15 protein-coding genes and 1 pseudogene are annotated in these 15,407 nt (G+C 63.1%); 9 read left to right on the top strand and 7 right to left on the bottom strand.

The window, feature by feature from the left end; all coding sequences use genetic code 11:
- Positions 1–208: pseudogene (locus EOA78_RS18660) on the bottom strand (GMP synthase); the annotation flags it as partial.
- A gap of 85 nt (positions 209–293) precedes the next feature.
- Between EOA78_RS18660 and EOA78_RS18655 the strand changes: the two are divergent.
- From EOA78_RS18655 to EOA78_RS18640, 4 genes are all read left to right on the top strand, one after another.
- Complete coding sequence (locus EOA78_RS18655; RefSeq protein ID WP_127316401.1) at positions 294–941, top strand: hypothetical protein; 648 nt, start codon at positions 294–296, stop codon at positions 939–941.
- A gap of 31 nt (positions 942–972) precedes the next feature.
- Positions 973–1,707 (top strand): 16S rRNA (uracil(1498)-N(3))-methyltransferase, encoded by a 735-nt coding sequence (locus EOA78_RS18650; RefSeq protein ID WP_127316400.1) that lies wholly within the window; start codon positions 973–975, stop codon positions 1,705–1,707.
- Positions 1,708–1,809: 102 nt separating this feature from the next.
- Positions 1,810–3,183, top strand: coding sequence for a glutamate--cysteine ligase (locus EOA78_RS18645; protein ID WP_127316399.1), 1,374 nt, complete (start codon positions 1,810–1,812; stop codon positions 3,181–3,183).
- 168 nt (positions 3,184–3,351) lie between these two features.
- On the top strand, positions 3,352–4,344 hold the full coding sequence (locus EOA78_RS18640) for a DUF937 domain-containing protein (protein ID WP_127316398.1): 993 nt from the start codon (positions 3,352–3,354) through the stop codon (positions 4,342–4,344).
- 185 nt (positions 4,345–4,529) lie between these two features.
- Here the strand turns inward: EOA78_RS18640 and EOA78_RS18635 are convergent, their stop codons facing one another.
- Positions 4,530–4,820 carry a DUF1127 domain-containing protein gene (locus EOA78_RS18635; protein ID WP_127316397.1) on the bottom strand — a complete coding sequence of 97 codons (291 nt, stop codon included), beginning with the start codon at positions 4,818–4,820 and terminating at the stop codon, positions 4,530–4,532.
- 229 nt (positions 4,821–5,049) lie between these two features.
- Between EOA78_RS18635 and EOA78_RS18630 the strand changes: the two genes are divergently transcribed.
- The 3 genes from EOA78_RS18630 (at position 5,050) to EOA78_RS18620 (ending at position 8,812) form a co-directional block, all read left to right on the top strand.
- Complete coding sequence (locus tag EOA78_RS18630) at positions 5,050–6,006, top strand: LysR substrate-binding domain-containing protein (protein ID WP_127316396.1); 957 nt, start codon at positions 5,050–5,052, stop codon at positions 6,004–6,006.
- 70 nt (positions 6,007–6,076) lie between these two features.
- Positions 6,077–7,642, top strand: a complete 1,566-nt coding sequence (gene xseA / locus EOA78_RS18625; protein ID WP_127316395.1) for an exodeoxyribonuclease VII large subunit — start codon at positions 6,077–6,079, stop codon at positions 7,640–7,642.
- 39 nt (positions 7,643–7,681) lie between these two features.
- Entirely contained in the window at positions 7,682–8,812 is a 1,131-nt protein-coding gene (locus tag EOA78_RS18620) for a P1 family peptidase (RefSeq protein WP_127316394.1), read from the top strand.
- 80 nt (positions 8,813–8,892) lie between these two features.
- On the opposite strand, the gene EOA78_RS18615 is transcribed toward EOA78_RS18620, so the two are convergent.
- Entirely contained in the window at positions 8,893–9,165 is a 273-nt protein-coding gene (locus EOA78_RS18615) for a DUF768 domain-containing protein (RefSeq protein ID WP_127316393.1), read from the bottom strand.
- A gap of 378 nt (positions 9,166–9,543) precedes the next feature.
- Between EOA78_RS18615 and EOA78_RS37730 the strand changes: the two genes are divergently transcribed.
- Positions 9,544–9,672 carry a hypothetical protein gene (locus tag EOA78_RS37730; RefSeq protein ID WP_281034052.1) on the top strand — a complete coding sequence of 43 codons (129 nt, stop codon included), beginning with the start codon at positions 9,544–9,546 and terminating at the stop codon, positions 9,670–9,672.
- 122 nt (positions 9,673–9,794) lie between these two features.
- Here the strand turns inward: EOA78_RS37730 and EOA78_RS18610 are convergent, their stop codons facing one another.
- The 4 genes from EOA78_RS18610 to EOA78_RS18595 form a co-directional block, all read right to left on the bottom strand.
- The gene (locus tag EOA78_RS18610) at positions 9,795–10,550 is read right to left on the bottom strand and encodes an ATP-binding cassette domain-containing protein (RefSeq protein ID WP_127316392.1); all 756 of its coding nucleotides are present in this window, start codon (positions 10,548–10,550) and stop codon (positions 9,795–9,797) included.
- The gene (locus EOA78_RS18605) at positions 10,543–11,595 is read right to left on the bottom strand and encodes a ribose ABC transporter (protein WP_095519016.1); all 1,053 of its coding nucleotides are present in this window, start codon (positions 11,593–11,595) and stop codon (positions 10,543–10,545) included. Before EOA78_RS18605 ends, EOA78_RS18610 begins: the two co-directional genes overlap by 8 nt.
- 96 nt (positions 11,596–11,691) lie before the next feature.
- A complete protein-coding gene (locus tag EOA78_RS18600) occupies positions 11,692–12,672 on the bottom strand; it encodes an ABC transporter substrate-binding protein (RefSeq protein ID WP_127316391.1) in 981 nt (326 codons plus the stop codon).
- Positions 12,673–13,155: 483 nt separating this feature from the next.
- Entirely contained in the window at positions 13,156–14,061 is a 906-nt protein-coding gene (locus EOA78_RS18595; protein WP_127316390.1) for a sugar-binding domain-containing protein, read from the bottom strand.
- Between the two features lie 280 nt (positions 14,062–14,341).
- Between EOA78_RS18595 and EOA78_RS18590 the strand changes: the two genes are divergently transcribed.
- Positions 14,342–15,247 carry a tagatose-bisphosphate aldolase gene (locus tag EOA78_RS18590; protein WP_127316389.1) on the top strand — a complete coding sequence of 302 codons (906 nt, stop codon included), beginning with the start codon at positions 14,342–14,344 and terminating at the stop codon, positions 15,245–15,247.
- The last annotated feature ends 160 nt before the right edge of the window (positions 15,248–15,407 follow it).

Genomic DNA, 15,407 nt, shown 5'->3' with positions numbered 1-15,407 from the left:
GTTCAGGGAAATACGGGCAAATCTCGTCGTCCAGCGCATTCTGGGCGCCGCCGAGGACGACCATGGCGTGGTGCGCATTGCTGTCGTGCGGCAGCGTCTCGCCACAATAGGGCCGGCGCAGGTCGATATCGGCGCCCGCCTCCACAAGCGCTGCGCCGATCTGGCCAAGGCCCTCACTGTCGAAATTCTGGACCACCAGCACCCGCATTGAAAACCTGCTGACATGAAATGATTCGTCGAGCGATATCATGCCGCCGTCATTCCGGCCAAGATGCGTATTCGGGGAGAAAGCTATGCCACTGCAGAACCGCGTAGACCCGTTCGGTGTTCTCCGTGCCGTGCCGGAGCGCGGCCTGTTGATGGGCAATCGCGGTATCATCCATGACCCCGAAACGAAGACGCTGCTGAAGAAGCGCTGGGCACTGCAAGCCTGGATCATCTGCGTCTGTGAATTCCGCGATGTACGGCGCGAGCCGATGGGCCGAAACAGGGACGGTGGCAAGACCGGCTGGACCGAGCTGTTTTTCCTGGACGAGGTCACCGCGCTCTCGGCCGGACATCGGCCTTGCTTCTTCTGCCGGCGCGAGCGGGCGAGCGACTTCGTCCAGCGATTCGGCGTGGCCTACGGCATTGCCGAGCCGCGCGCCCCGCAGGTCGATAAGCGGCTGCATAAGGAGCGGCTGGCGGCAGGTGGGCGGGCACCGGTCGTATCCGCGGAAGAGCTTGCCGGGTTGCCGGACGGCGCCATGATTGCGGAAGGGGGCAACGCCTATGCGATGCGCGGCGGCAAGGCGCTGCGCTGGTCGTTCGCAGGCTATGGCGATCCGGTGAGGTTCGGCGGTTTTGCCGACCGTCCAATCCGCCTGCTCACGCCGGCAACCGCCGTCTCCGTGCTGCGGCAAGGCTACGAACCGGTGTGGCACGCGAGCGCTGAGGCTTGACGCCAAGGTTTGGCTCGCCCATTCCTCGGCGATGCGCGCCAATTACAAGATGCAGCGGCTGTTCGTGCCGAACGACCTCGGACCGGGTATCGAGTTCGAGGCGAGCCCGCAGCAGGGCCATTACCTGATGCATGTGCTGCGGCTCGGCGAAGGCGCCGAAATCCTGTTGTTCAACGGCCGCGACGGCGAATGGTCTGCGGCAATCGCCGCCAAATCGAAGAAGGCGGTACGCCTGAAGGTGCTGGCCTTGCAGCGGCCGCAGCCGCCGCTGCCCGATCTCGTCTACTGCTTTGCGCCATTGAAGCTGGGTCGGCTCGATTATCTGGTGCAGAAGGCGGTCGAGATGGGCGCCGGTGTCCTGCAGCCGGTGATCACCCAGCACACGCAAGTGGCGAAGCCCGGCATCGAACGCCTGCGCGCCAATGTCGTGGAGGCCGCCGAACAATGCGGCATCCTGGCGGTGCCGGACCTGCGCGAAGCGGAAAAATTCGAACGCCTGCTGGCCGACTGGGACAAGGAGCGGCGGTTGATCTTCTGCGACGAGGATGCCTCCACCAACAATCCCCTGCCCGCGCTGCAAGCGGTACCGGAGAAGAAGTTCGGGCTGCTGGTCGGGCCCGAGGGTGGATTTTCCGACGAGGAACGAAGGATGCTGAGGGAGCTGCCTTTCGTAACCGCCATTCCGCTCGGTCCGCGCATCCTGCGCGCCGACACGGCTGCGGTGGCGGCACTGGCGGTGATACAGGCGACAATCGGGGATTGGTGATCAATCCGGTTGACCTGTGGCTCAGGATTTTTCGCTTGATCGCCTACTGACATTTCGTCCATCTAGCGCCGGCGGTCGTCCGACCGCTACAGAGGACTTGTGATGGCGCGCGACACAACCGATTTCCGGCCGATCGAAGGCGTCGACGAGCTTGTCGCGCATCTGGCTGAAGGCAACAAGCCGCGCGACAAATGGCGCATCGGCACCGAACACGAGAAATTCCCGTTCTATGTCGACGGCAACGCGCCGGTGCCCTATGGCGGCGAGCACGGTATCCGCGCCATTCTCGAAGGCATGCAGGAAAAACTCGGCTGGGATCCGATCATGGATGCCGGCCGCATCATCGGCCTGGTCGAGCCGACCGGCCAGGGCGCGATCTCGCTGGAGCCCGGCGGCCAGTTCGAACTGTCCGGCGCGCCGCTGGAGACGATCCACCAGACCTGCCGCGAAGGCAATGCGCATCTGGCGCAGGTGCGCGAGATCGCCGAGCCGATGGGCATCCGCTTCCTCGGCCTCGGCGGCAGTCCGAAATGGTCGCTGGCCGAGACGCCGAAAATGCCGAAATCGCGCTACGAGATCATGACGCGCTACATGCCCAAGGTCGGCACCAAGGGCCTCGACATGATGTACCGCACCTGCACCATCCAGGTGAATCTCGACTTCGAGAGCGAGGCCGACATGCGCCGCAAGATGCAGGTGTCGCTGAAGCTGCAGCCGCTGTCGACGGCGCTGTTCGCCAACTCGCCCTTCACCGAAGGCCGGCCCAACGGATTTCAGAGCTGGCGCGGCGATATCTGGCGCGACACCGACAACCAGCGCTCGGGCCTGCTCGAATTCTGCTTCTCGCCCGATTTCGGCTTCGCCGACTATGTCGAGTGGGCGCTCGACGTGCCGATGTATTTCGTCATCCGCGACGGCCAGTACCACGACATGACACACGTCACCTTCCGCCAGTTCATGGCAGGCGCGGCCCGCAACGAGATACCCGACGGGCTGCCGACGATGGGCGATTGGGCGAACCATCTATCGACGCTGTTCCCCGACGTGCGATTGAAGCGTTTCCTTGAAATGCGCGGCGCCGATGGCGGACCGTGGCGGCGCATCTGCGCGCTGCCGGCCTTCTGGGTCGGGCTGCTCTATGACGCGGCGGCGCTCGACGCGGCCGAGGCGCTGACCTCGAGCTGGAGCTATGAAGAGGTGCTGGCGATGCGCAACGCCGTGCCGGAACAGGGCATTTCGGCGCCGTTCCGCAACACGACACTGCGCGAGATCGCGCGCGACGTGCTCGTCATCTCGCGCATGGGGCTGAAGAACCGCGGCCGCAAGAACCGCGACGGCTACGACGAAACGTCGTTCCTCAGCACGCTGGACGAAGTCGTCGCGCGCGGCACGACAAGCGCCGAAGAGCTGCTGTCCGCCTATCATACGCGCTGGGGCGGCTCGATCGAGCCGGTGTTCATGGAGTATGCGTATTAACCGTTTGCTATCCGCTTGGCCGACGAATTGAAGGCCGCGCCCTATTGGACGCGCAAAGCACGCTCTAACTCACTTTAAGCTACGCATCGGTGCTTTCCGAAATCGATTCCGATTTTCGGGCCGATGCGGTAGGCTCTCCTGCGAGGATCTTCCCGGAGGAGAAAAACAATGCCTTCCTTGTTCGACATTCTGGCGCAGGCTCAGAACGGCAACGGCATGCAGGTCCTGGCCCAACAGTTCGGGCTTTCGCAGCAGCAAACGCTATCGGCGGTCGAGGCCCTGCTGCCGGCCTTTTCACAGGGGCTCAAGCGCAACACGTCCGATCCTTACGGGCTCGGCGCATTCATGACGGCAATGGCCAGTGGCCAGCACGCCAAATATTTCGAGGACGCAAGCCGGGCTTTCTCGCCGCAGGGCGTCGATGAAGGCAACGGCATTCTTGGCCATCTGTTCGGCTCGAAAGAGCTGTCCCGCGCCGTAGCCAGCCAGGCTGCGCAGGCGAGCGGTATCAGCCAGCAGGTTTTGCAGCAGATGCTGCCGGCCGTGGCTTCGATGATGATGGGCGGACTGTTCAAGCAGACCACAAATCAGATGCAGGCAGCAGGCGGATTCGGCGGTGGCAGCAATCCGCTCGGCGAGATTATCGAGCAGATGATGCGGCAGGCCGGCGGCGGCGCGCAAGCGCCACAGCAGCGCCAGGGGCCCGGCCCGATGGACAACCCTCTCGGCAAGGTGCTGCAGGACATGTTCGGCGGCGGCGCGCAGCAGCCGCAAAGCCAGCCGCAGCAGGCGCCCAGTCCCTACGGCGACAATCCGCTCGGCAAGGTGCTGCAGGATATGTTCGGCGGCGGTGCGCAGCAGCCGCAAAGCCAGCCGCAGCAGGCGCCCAGTCCCTATGGTGACAATCCGCTCGGCAAGGTGCTGCAGGATATGTTCGGCGGTGGGGCGCAACAGCCGCAGCAGTCTCAGCCGCAGCCACGTCAGGCGCCGCAGCAGCGCCCGGCGCCACAGCCGCAGGCCAATCCGAGCGGCAGGCCAAGGAATCCGTTCGACGATTTGTTCGGCAAGATGTTCGAGACGGGCGCGCAGCAGCGCGACGATTACCAGAAGAGCGTTGAATCGATCTTCGACCAGTTCAAGCGAGGAATGGATCGGCGGTAACCCGACGAGGCTGCCGAGATCTGATCTTCAGCGTTGACCAAAGAAAATGCCCGGTCCTTGTGAGAACCGGGCAGTGTGCAGGCGGGCCGGCGGGGGGAACCGGCAGGGAGTGGGAGCCTGCAAAATCCTAGCGCCGTGCGCCCTTTAGACGCGCAAAGCACGCGAAAGGGCACGCAACAACGCGATCAGGCCACCTTGCGGGCAATATCTTCTATCGTGTCTGTGCGATCGGCCGCGATGATGCGAAGCCTCTCGGTTGGATCGCGGCCGAACGGCACCTCGATTGCGACGTGGAGATCGGCGCGCGTCAAGCCGATGTCGGCAAGTTCGGCGTCCGACATCTCACCAAGACGATAGAAGGCGCGGCGGTTTTTCCAGGCGCGATAGACGTTGGAGATGGTGTTGACCACGCGCGTCGCAATAGCCGGACGCGACGTCATGCGCGAAGTCTCGGTGGCGAAGTCAAACGTAGCCATGTCAGTCTCCTTCATTAACGGACGAAGACAGGTGATCGGCGCTGGCAACAGCGGCCGTTCCGGTCCCGATTCACTTACAAGATGCATGTCGTCGTCCTAAACCCGGTCACCACTTTTAGGCGACATGCATTGCCTTGATGTGGACAATCGTAAATTTGCCATCGTTCGATTGATTAATCCAACGAATGTTTCTAATCTTTAGCATCAACAGCAGTGATGGATTGGACCGATGAAAGCGCCACTCGATCTCGATCAGTTGCAGACCTTCGTCACGATTGTCGACACCGGCAGCTTTACCCGCGCGGCAGAAGAGGTGCATCGGACTCAGTCGGCGGTGTCCATGCAGATGCGCCGGCTGGAGGAGCGGATCGGCAAGCCGCTGTTCGAAAAGGACGGGCGTACCAACAGGCTGACCGAGGACGGCGACAGGCTGCTCTCCTATGCAAGACGGCTGCTGTTCCTCAATCGGGAAACGCTGGCCGCCTTCGACGACCGGCGGCTCGAAGGCACGATCCGCATCGGCACGCCGGACGACTATGCCGATCGCTTCCTGCCCGAGATCATGGCCCGCTTCGCCCGTTCCAATCCACGTGTCGAGCTGACCGTCATCTGCGAGCCGACGCCGGGGCTGGTCGAGCATATCAAGCGCGGCAATCTCGATCTGGCGCTGGTGACGCATAATGACGCGCACGGCCAGTCGGAAGTGGTGCGGCGCGAACCGCTGCTGTGGGTCACTTCGGCCAACCACGCGACACATGAGCAGGACACATTGCCGATGGCTTTCGGCCGGCCGAACTGCATCTGGCGGCGGGCTGCCGTCGACGTGCTCGACCGGCAGAACCGCGACTACCGCATCCTGTTCACCAGCTTCTCGGCAACCGTCATCACCGCCGCGGTGCTTTCCGGCCTGGCCATCTCGGTGCTGCCGGAATGTGCGCTGCGGCCCGGAATGCGGGTTCTGGGCGACGCCGACGGGTTCGGCGCGCTGCCCGATTGCCGCATCGGCATCATGCGCGGCCAGACGTCGCGGCCGGAGATCGTCGACGCGCTGGCCCGCCACATTTCGGAAAGCCTCGATAATATTTCCGTGCCGCTCGGCGAAGAGACGGGGAGCTTCGACTTCGCAGCACTCGCTTTTTCGAAGATAAAGCGGACCAAGCCGAACCAGATCTTGCCGGGCTGGTGAAAGACCCCGCAATTTGGGTCGGCACCGAGCACGTCTTGACGCGGACGCACAACCGCCCCCCAATCGGCCAATGAGCGACGCAGCATCCGAATCACGCACCAACGCCACCGAATACACGGTGAGCGAGATTTCCGGCGCGCTGAAGCGCACGGTCGAGGACGTCTTCGGCAATGTGCGGGTGCGTGGCGAAATATCAGGCTATCGCGGGCCGCACTCCTCCGGCCATGCCTATTTCTGCCTGAAGGACGACCGCGCACGGCTCGACGCCGTGGTCTGGAAGACCACAATGAGCCGGCTGAAGTTCCGCCCCGAAGAGGGCATGGAGGTGATCGCCACCGGCCGGCTCACCACCTATCCTGGAAAGTCCAACTACCAGATCGTCATCGACAATCTGGAGCCGGCCGGCGCCGGAGCGCTGATGGCGCTGCTGGACGAGCGCAAGCGCCGGCTGCAGGCCGAAGGCCTGTTCGATGCCAGCCGCAAGCGCTTGCTGCCATTCATGCCGCGCGTCATCGGCGTCGTCACCTCGCCGACAGGCTCCGTCATTCGCGACATCATCCACCGGATCAAGGACCGGTTTCCACTGCACGTGCTTGTCTGGCCGGTGCGGGTGCAGGGCGAGACGGCAGGCGCCGAAGTGACAGCCGCCGTCAAGGGCTTCAACGCACTGGCGCAGGATGGCATTATTCCGCACCCCGACCTGTTGATCGTGGCGCGCGGCGGCGGCAGCCTGGAGGACCTTTGGGGGTTCAATGACGAGGGGCTGGCCCGCGCCGTCGCCGCCTCGCGCATTCCGGTGATCTCCGCTGTCGGCCATGAAACAGACTGGACGCTGATCGACCTGGCGGCGGATGTGCGGGCGCCGACACCGACGGGTGCCGCTGAGATCGCCGTGCCGGTCAAAGTCGACCTCGAAGCGACGCTTGCCGGTCTTGGTGCGCGGCTCAAGACCGTGGCATCGCGCAATTTCGAGCGCAAGCGCCAGGCGGTCCGTGCCGCCGCCAGGGCGCTGCCCTCGCCCGACCAGTTGCTGGCGCTGCCGCGCCGGCGTTTCGACGAGGCGACGAGCCGGCTTGGCCGGGCGCTGTCCGTCAGCGTCCAACGCAAGCGAGCACGGCTTCAGGCACAGCGGCTTACGCCGGCTACCCTGTCGCGACGCATGAACGAGGCCCGCACGCTGGCCGGCCGCGACCTCGCCCGCGCGCAAGCGGCGTTCTTCGCCATCGTGCGCGAGCGGCGAACGCAGTTTTCGCGAACCGCGGCGCGGCTGTCGCCGGCGCCGATCGCAAGACGGCAGAAATTGCAGGCAGATGCGCTGGCGGCGCTGTCGCGGCGACAGGACCGGGTGATTTCCGTACGGCTCGACCGCCTGCGCGGGAAACTGACCCAGGCCGACCGGCTGCTGGCGACGCTATCGCACAAGGCGGTGCTGGCGCGGGGCTTCGCCTTGGTGAAAGACGCCGACGGCGCGGTGATCAAGCAAGCTGCGGAAGTGGTGCCGGGTATGGCACTTTCGCTGGAGTTTGCCGACGGGACTGCCGATGCGGTTGCGACCAGCGGTGCCGCACGGCCGAAAACAACTGCTAAGCCGGTCGCCAAAGCCAAGGAGCCTGGCAATCAAGGCTCCCTGTTCTGAGTGCAATGGTTTCTGAGTACCTATGATTTCTGAGCCCGCATGACCGACAATCATCACCAGACGACGCCTTCCGGCAGGCTGCGGGCGCGAGCCTTCGGCATAAGTTTTGACGGGACGCCCGGGCCGTTCAACGCCATCACCGATGTGGCTGGCGTTGCGGTCGGTTATTCGACGCTGATTTCGGGCGAAGGTGCGCTGGTGGTCGGCAAGGGACCGGTGCGCACCGGCGTGACCGCTATCCTGCCGAGACCGCGCGCCGATCTCGCCACGCCGGTCTTTGCCGGCATCTTCAGCCAGAACGGCAATGGCGAATTGACCGGCTCGCACATCATCGAGGAGACAGGTGCGTTCAATTTCCCGATCACCATCACCAACACGCATTCCTGCGGCGTTTCACGCGACGCAACGCTGCGCTGGATGCAGCGCGTGCTGCCGGCCGCGCTCGACAGCGGCTGGGGCCTGCCGGTGGCGGCCGAAACCTATGACGGTTTCCTGAACGACATCAACGGCCACCATCTCAGGTTCGAACATGTTGCCGCGGCGCTCGATGGCGCGACCAGCGGATCGATCGAGGAAGGCAGCGTCGGCGGCGGCACCGGCATGATCGCCTTCGGTTTCAAGGCGGGCTCCGGCACGGCATCGCGCCTCGTCGAATGGCACGGCGGGCGCTACACGGTCGGCGCGTTGGTGCAGGCGAATTTCGGCAAGCGGAGCAATTTCACCATTCGCGGCCTGCGTGCCGGGCCCGATCTCGTAGAACCGGCGATCCGCGAAAGCACGCCGCGGGCCGAGAAAGGTTCGATCATCGGGGTCGTCGCCACCGATGCGCCGCTGCTGCCGCATCAGATGAAGCGGCTGGCGCGCCGGGTGCCGCTCGGCGTCGCCATAACCGGCGGGTTCGGCTATCACAGCTCGGGCGACATTTTCCTGGCCTTCTCGACCGCCAACCGCGAGGCGGCGCTGGCGCCGTCAGGCCGCATCGCCAGCGCCGATTTTATCCCGGATACCGACATCGATCCGTTCTTCGACGCCGTGATCGAAAGTGTGGAGGAAGCGATCCTCAATGCGCTGGTCGCGAATGACGACATGACCGGGCGCGACGGCAATTTCGTGCCGGCGCTGCCGAAGGCATGGCTCAAGGGCAAATTCGGGGCGAGTCAGGGGAAGTAGGACTGTGGCGTGTCATGCGTCGCACAGGACGTGGAAATGGTTGAGCCTGGTAAATAGATGCCTTTCGCCGGGTCGGCATGTCACTCGGCAGGCTTGTCCGAATCGGCAGGCTTGTCCGAATTCTTTTCGTCCTGGTCGGCCTCAGCCGCCTCTTCCAGCTTCGACGCTATAAGCTCCTGAATGTCGCCGACCTCTTCCTGGATATCCTCCAGCGGTATGCCGGCTTCAGCCGCTTTGGCGGCGCATTCCCTGGCGAGGGTCTCGGCCTGCTCCTCGATCCTGTCCAGCGAGGGCTGGCAGTGGACCTTTTCGCCGATCCACCCTTGCAAGAACTCGATCGCGTGTTCGCTCATGCTGCTGTTCCCTGGCGGCTGCGCCGGTTGGTAATCATAAACGCCGGTATCCCCGAAAAGATGCACGATCCCATTCCAACCGAGTCGTCGTCGTCCGGCAAGCCGATCTTGCCCAAGCTCCACAGAGCTGACGTGAATCGAAGGTTCAAGGAGCACATTCTAATTCTTGAGGAGATTCTATTTTCTTGAGGAGACTGGCACCGTTGGCTGGGATCATGTCCCGGATCGCACCATTGTTTCTACTTGCTTTTTTCCGGAATTCCAGTCAATTTGTATGACAATTGGTGTCACAATACGTGGCACGTTTGCGGTGCCATTCGCTGCGCACCCCTAGGGCACGCAGCCAAAGCCGCCGCTATATAGTGACATCCTCAGGCAATGTCGACTCTGCTCGCCATCCTGCTTGTTTCCGCTCCGCCGAGCGCATCTGTATGGCGTATCATCATCATCGGGGCGAGCATACTTCACCGGGAATCGACCGAGCGCATCGAGGTGCTGAGCAGCTAGGCGCGATAGCCTATGCCGGCGATCTTGCCGCGGGTCGCTTCTCGCCAAAGAGTTGCCTGCTGGCGGCCCAGGAAGCTGAGTCCCTCGGCAAGTGAGCTGTTTCAATAATCGAAAAGTTCGGCTTATCCGCCAACCATGAGCTTGACGACTTCGTCATGATTGGTTTCCGAGATCTTGCGCTCGCCAGTCTGAACGCCGCGGCGCAGCACGACGATGCGGTCGGAAACGGCGAAAATATCCTGCAGATTGTGCGAGATGAAGATCACGCCCCGCCCTTGCGCCTTGAGTTGGTGGATGAGCGAAATGACCTTGCGCTGCTCCGGGACGCCAAGAGCTGCGGTCGGTTCGTCCATGATCAGGATCTGCGCGTCCCAATAGACGGCCCGGCCGATGGCGACGGCCTGGCGTTGACCGCCGGAGAAATTGCTGACCGGGGCGTCGAGCCGGCTGACATGGAAATCCAGCCGTCCCATGGTCTGCTTGGCGGCGACGGCCATGGCCTTGCGGTCGAGCACCGGCAAGAAACCGAAGGCCTTGCGCATGGGTTCCCGGCCGAGGAAGATATTGGCGCCGATGGACAAATTGTCGGCGAGAGCGAGATCCTGGTAAATGGTCTCGATGCCTTTTTCGCGCGCCTCCTGCGGCGTCGCGAACGTCACCGGCTGCCCTCTCAGCAGAATTTCACCGCCGGTCGGCTGAAAGACGCCCGATATCGCCTTGATCAGCGTCGTCTTGCCGGCGCCGTTGTCGCCCGCCAGTGCCACCACTTCGCCCGGCCGCACGGCCATGGAGAAATCGTTCAGCGCCTGCACCGCACCGAAATGCTTGGAAAGGTGTCGGACTTCGAGAAGGGGGGTGGTTTGTTCGGAACTATTCATCCTGGCGAGCTCCACTGAACCGGCGCTGCGCCTGGTCGATAAGGACGGAGATAATGATGACGAGGCCGACGGCGATGAACTGCCAGAACGGCTCGACATTGACGAAAACCAGCCCGTATTGAATGACCGCGATCACCAAGGCGCCGGCGACCGTCCCGAAGATGGTGCCGGAGCCACCGAACAGGCTGGCGCCGCCGATCACCACGGCTGCGACGCTGTCGAGCAGCAAGGGTTCGCCGGCCTGGGCGGCGCCCGCGGTGAAGCGCGCTGCATAGAGCGCGCCCCCGAGGCCGGCGCACATCGCCGAAAGCACGTAGAGGCGTAGGATGTGGCCCCTGATGTCGATGCCGGCGCGACGCGCCGCCTGCACATTGGCGCCGATAGCGTAGTTGTGCTGGCCGAACCGGGTCTGGCTCAGGATGTAGTGCATCACGACGACGAAGACGGCGGCGATGATGACGAGATAGGGGACACCGTAGAGCCTGCCGTTGCCAAGCAGCGCGAACCAGGAATTCTGGACCGGCACTGTCGTGCCGCCGGCCAGCAGGAACGCAGCGCCGCGCGCAACGCCGAACATGCCAAGCGTGCCGATGAAGGGTGGAATTCTGAGGCGCGAGATCAGCAAGCCGTTGATTAGGCCAGGCACGCCGGCGACAAGCACGGCCGCCAGAATGCCCAACATCATGGCCAGAGGCACCGGCATGGCGACGCCAGCCATATTCGTGGCGTGGGCCGCGACGACCGCCGCGAGACCCATGATGAAGCCCAAGGAGAGGTCGATGCCTCCCGAAATGATGACGAAGGTCTGCCCGGTCGCCAGCAGCAACGGCGCCACGGCAAATATCGCAATGGACTGCACGTTGAACGGATTGAGCACGAAGGTCGCGCCAAAGGAGAGCCTCGACCAAACCTCGAAACAGATGATCAGGCCGGCGAGGAACAGCCAGGCGCGTCCCTCGGCGATGCGTGCGAGCCAGCTCCTGGCCGGGTCACCGTGATCCGCCTGAGGAGCGACATGCGTTTCGGTTGGTGATGTTGAAGTCATGAATGGTTCCGATCCGCAGCGCGGCCTCTGTCAAACAGGGTCAAATGGACCCGGCGCAGGTCTCCTTCCGGCAGGCCGGAAGGAGACTGGCTGGACTTATTCGGAATAGAGGTACTTCGAGATGTTGGGGTCGGCGATGTTGGCCTTGTCCATGATCGTAAAGCCGGTGCCGATCGCAACCGGGATCGACTGGCCGGTCAGATGGGCATAGGCCGACACGACGCCGAAATAGCCGATCTCCGCGGGATGCTGAGCAATCGCTACGTCGACAAGGCCAGTATTGATATTGTCGACAATGCTGGTCGGCGCGTCGAACGCCACGACCTTGACGGTGCCGGTCTGCCCGGCCTGCTGGACGCCATTGGCCGCGCCGAGCGCCGAGAACAGATTTGCACCGAACACGCCAACGAGATCGGGATTGCGCGCGAACACAGCCTGCAGCTGCGAGGCGGCCTTGTTGGCGTCGTTGTCGTTGAACTGGGTCTCGAGCACGGTGATGCCGGGATGGTTGGCCGCCATCTCCTTCTTGAAACCCTCTTCACGCTGGTCGGTGGTCGAAATGCCAGGTTTGACGTTCGAAACGTAAACCTTGCCCTTGTCGCCTATGGCCTTGGCCAATGCCCGCGCGGCGATCTCGCCGCCCAGAATGTTGTCCGAGGCAATATAGGACAGTGGGAAATCCGCCTCGCCGGCGCCGGTCTGGTAGACGCCGCTGCCAATGAAAGTGTCCACAGTGATCACCGGAATGCCGGCATCATTGGCCTTGCGCAGCGGCTCGACCAATTGCACCTTGTCGGTCGGCGCGATCAGGATCGCGTCGGGCTTCTTGGCGATGACCGCGTCAAGCACGGGGACTTGCGTTACCGGATTGAAATCCGGGGCGCCCTGGAAAACCAGGGTCACACCAAGGGCATCGGCTGCCGCCTGGGCTCCCTTGCGCATGGTGATGTAGAAGCCGTCGGTGGTGAGACCCGGAACGAGCGCAACGGTGAACTTCTTGTCCTGCGCCAAAGCGGGCGTGATCAGCGCCGTTGCGCAGATGGCGAGAGCCGCCAGGGCGGCAACAATCTTCTTCATTAACATCCTCCTCATGTGTGAGCAGATTTGCCGTTGCGATCGACATTGGAATGGCTGTCAATTCGTTCCGGCTATGTGAAGTGCTGGCGGCGAGAGACAGGTTCGCCTGCTTGCTGTTATGGGCAGCTTTCCTCCCGAGCGCCCCCCAGTCGTTAGATCAGCCAGTCGAAACCGACAGGCCCGATGCGCAGTCCCGTTCTTGGCCTCCGCAAGATGCAGGGAACAGCGCCGCTCGACGCGCATGCGTGCCTAGCCGCAAGGTTGTAACACTTTGCTGAAAGAAATTGCAAGTGGGTTTTCCGGGATCGAAACGCTTTCAAACCGGTCACCATCTGTCTGCCCGGCCGGGCCCTCACGCAGACTATTGCCCCAACTCTTTGGCGACACAACTGGTGATTTCGCGGCGGGCTCGCGAGCCGCGTTTGGTGTCACTCAGTTTGGATCGATCAGGTGTGCCGAGGTCACGCATCGGTGTGACCGCAACTATCGGGGCAAGAGGGCCTCGAGGATGGCTTGGGCCGTCTTCGTGTCCGTTACCAGAGCGTTGATCAGCCTGGCGCGGACGGCACCGATGATGGCCGTCGCCTTCTCCGGCGAGGCGGCAACGCCGATCACCAGGGGGACGGCTCGAAGCTGGGCCGGCGACATCGCGATCATCCGGCTCTCCCCTTCCCACGGGATAAGCTTACCTTCGGCGTCGAAATAATGGCGAATGACGTCTCCAGCCGCATGAAACAGGGCCTGTTCGCTCAGCGTGGCCGCGCTCGCCTCAGGCGGATTGATGGCATGGGGGAGGCCGATACCGACGATCGCAACATCGGTCCGGTCCCAAAGCGCGACGCTGTCGCGGATGGTCGCATCGCCGAGGAAGACCTCACGCAATTCGGAGGACGGCAGATAGGGCGCATGGATAAAATGCGGCGTCCCGCCAAATTCTTCGGCGGCGAGCCGGACAAACTCGTTGATCTGAAAATGCGGCGCCTGCTGCTGCATGCCGCCCGTGGCAGCGACGGTCAGAACGCCGGGAATGCGCGGCAGGCCTGCCTGGATCACCTCGCGAATGGCTCGCCCCCAGCCAATGGCGACCACCGAGCCGGCCGTCAGTTCCGCTTGCTTGAGCAAGGCGCCGAGCGGCGCAGCGAGGGCCGTCAGCGCACCGGCTGCCGGCGTTTCGATGACCGCCGCGTCGCGAAGTCCGAGTCCTTCGATCAGTTGCGTGGTGATGCCTTCGGGGGTTGCAAGGTCGAGAACCTCGATCCTCACGATGCCCTCTGCTCTCGCCCGCTGCAGGAGGCGCGATATGGTCGCGGTTGAGACACCAAGCCGCCGCGCGATATCGACCTGCGACATCTCAGCCTCATAGTGCAGTTTGGCGACCGTATGCAGCATCGTCCGCGATGCGGCTGCATCTTGTGCGGGAGGGACAGGCAGTTGCAATTCCTTTCAGCAATGTGTTACAGACCCAGCAACCGATGGGAGTTATCGCGCAAATTCGGCTGACTCGCAACGTGGGCTCGTTTCCACGACGAATTGCGGGCTAAGGCCAAATTTCTCGGTTCGATAGCGCATCAAAGCGGCAAACCTCCTGCCGACGGGCAGGTAAAAACTGAACCTTTCTTGTTCCCCGGATCTGCGCCTGGTGAATGGCGCCAACATCGGACAGAAGACCATGACAAAGATGACGACCGCAGAGTTGCGCGGCTACCAGCAGATATGCGGCCAAGACGGGGCCATCATGGCCATCGCCTGTGACCAGCGCGGCGGCATGCGGACCTTGCTTGCGGCGGACCCTGCAGAACAGGCCAAGATCACCAACGACATGCTCGGCGACACCAAGTCGGACATCACGCGATACCTCGCCAGCCGGGCGTCCTGCGTGCTGCTCGACCCGCTCTGCGCAGTGCCGCGGGTTGTCGATGAAGGGGTGCTGAACCGCGATACGGCTTTGCTCATCGGCCTCGATGCCTCGGGCTTCGACGTCTCGCCCGCCGGCTACCGCCTCTCGCGCCTCGTTCCAGGCATCGGCGCGCGCCGCGTCCGCGAGCTCGGCGGCACCGGCGGTAAGATCATGATCTATCTCAGGGCCGACAGGCCTGAGGCGAATGAGCACAATGTCGCCATTTTGCGCCAATGCATCGCCGACTTCGCGCAAGAGGACCTCCTGCTCGTCGTCGAGTTCCTGACCTATCAGGTCGAAGGGGAAAGCCCTGAAGACTATACAGCCAAGATCCCCTGGCTTGTCGAAGAGGGGACCCGGATTTCGCTGGAATGCGGGGCAAAGGTGCTCAAGCTTCCTTATCCCGGAACGCCGGAAGCCTGCGCCAGGATCAGCAGCATGGCTGGCGAGGTGCCATGGGCGGTCCTCTCCGCCGGCGTCAACCATGCAACCTTCCTGGGCCAGGTCGAGATCGCGATGAGGAACGGCGCGTCAGGCGTCATCGCCGGCCGGTCGCTGTGGAAGGACTGCATCTCGCTTGACCGTGACATTCAGCGGGAAAGGCTTAAGACCATCGCAGTGTCGAGATTGCGCGAGCTTCAGGCGGTGATCGGAAACTACAGGCAGAAAGCCGCTTAGCGCACCACCCCGAACCGAAGGTCAGCGAAAACAAAAATCGTAATCGATTTTCGGAATGGATCATGCGCAAATCAAAATACTACAGCGTCCTTTGCGCACCAGGATGCGCGGCGCTGTAGCTATCCGGCGTTCACACCAGGCACGCACGGGACGTCATGCC

The sequence above is a fragment of the Mesorhizobium sp. M5C.F.Cr.IN.023.01.1.1 genome (assembly GCF_003997585.1).
In the GTDB taxonomy this organism is placed as follows: domain Bacteria; phylum Pseudomonadota; class Alphaproteobacteria; order Rhizobiales; family Rhizobiaceae; genus Mesorhizobium; species Mesorhizobium wenxiniae.
The sequence above is the reverse complement of the archived record's forward strand: the minus strand, read 5'-3'. Positions and strand labels throughout refer to the sequence as shown.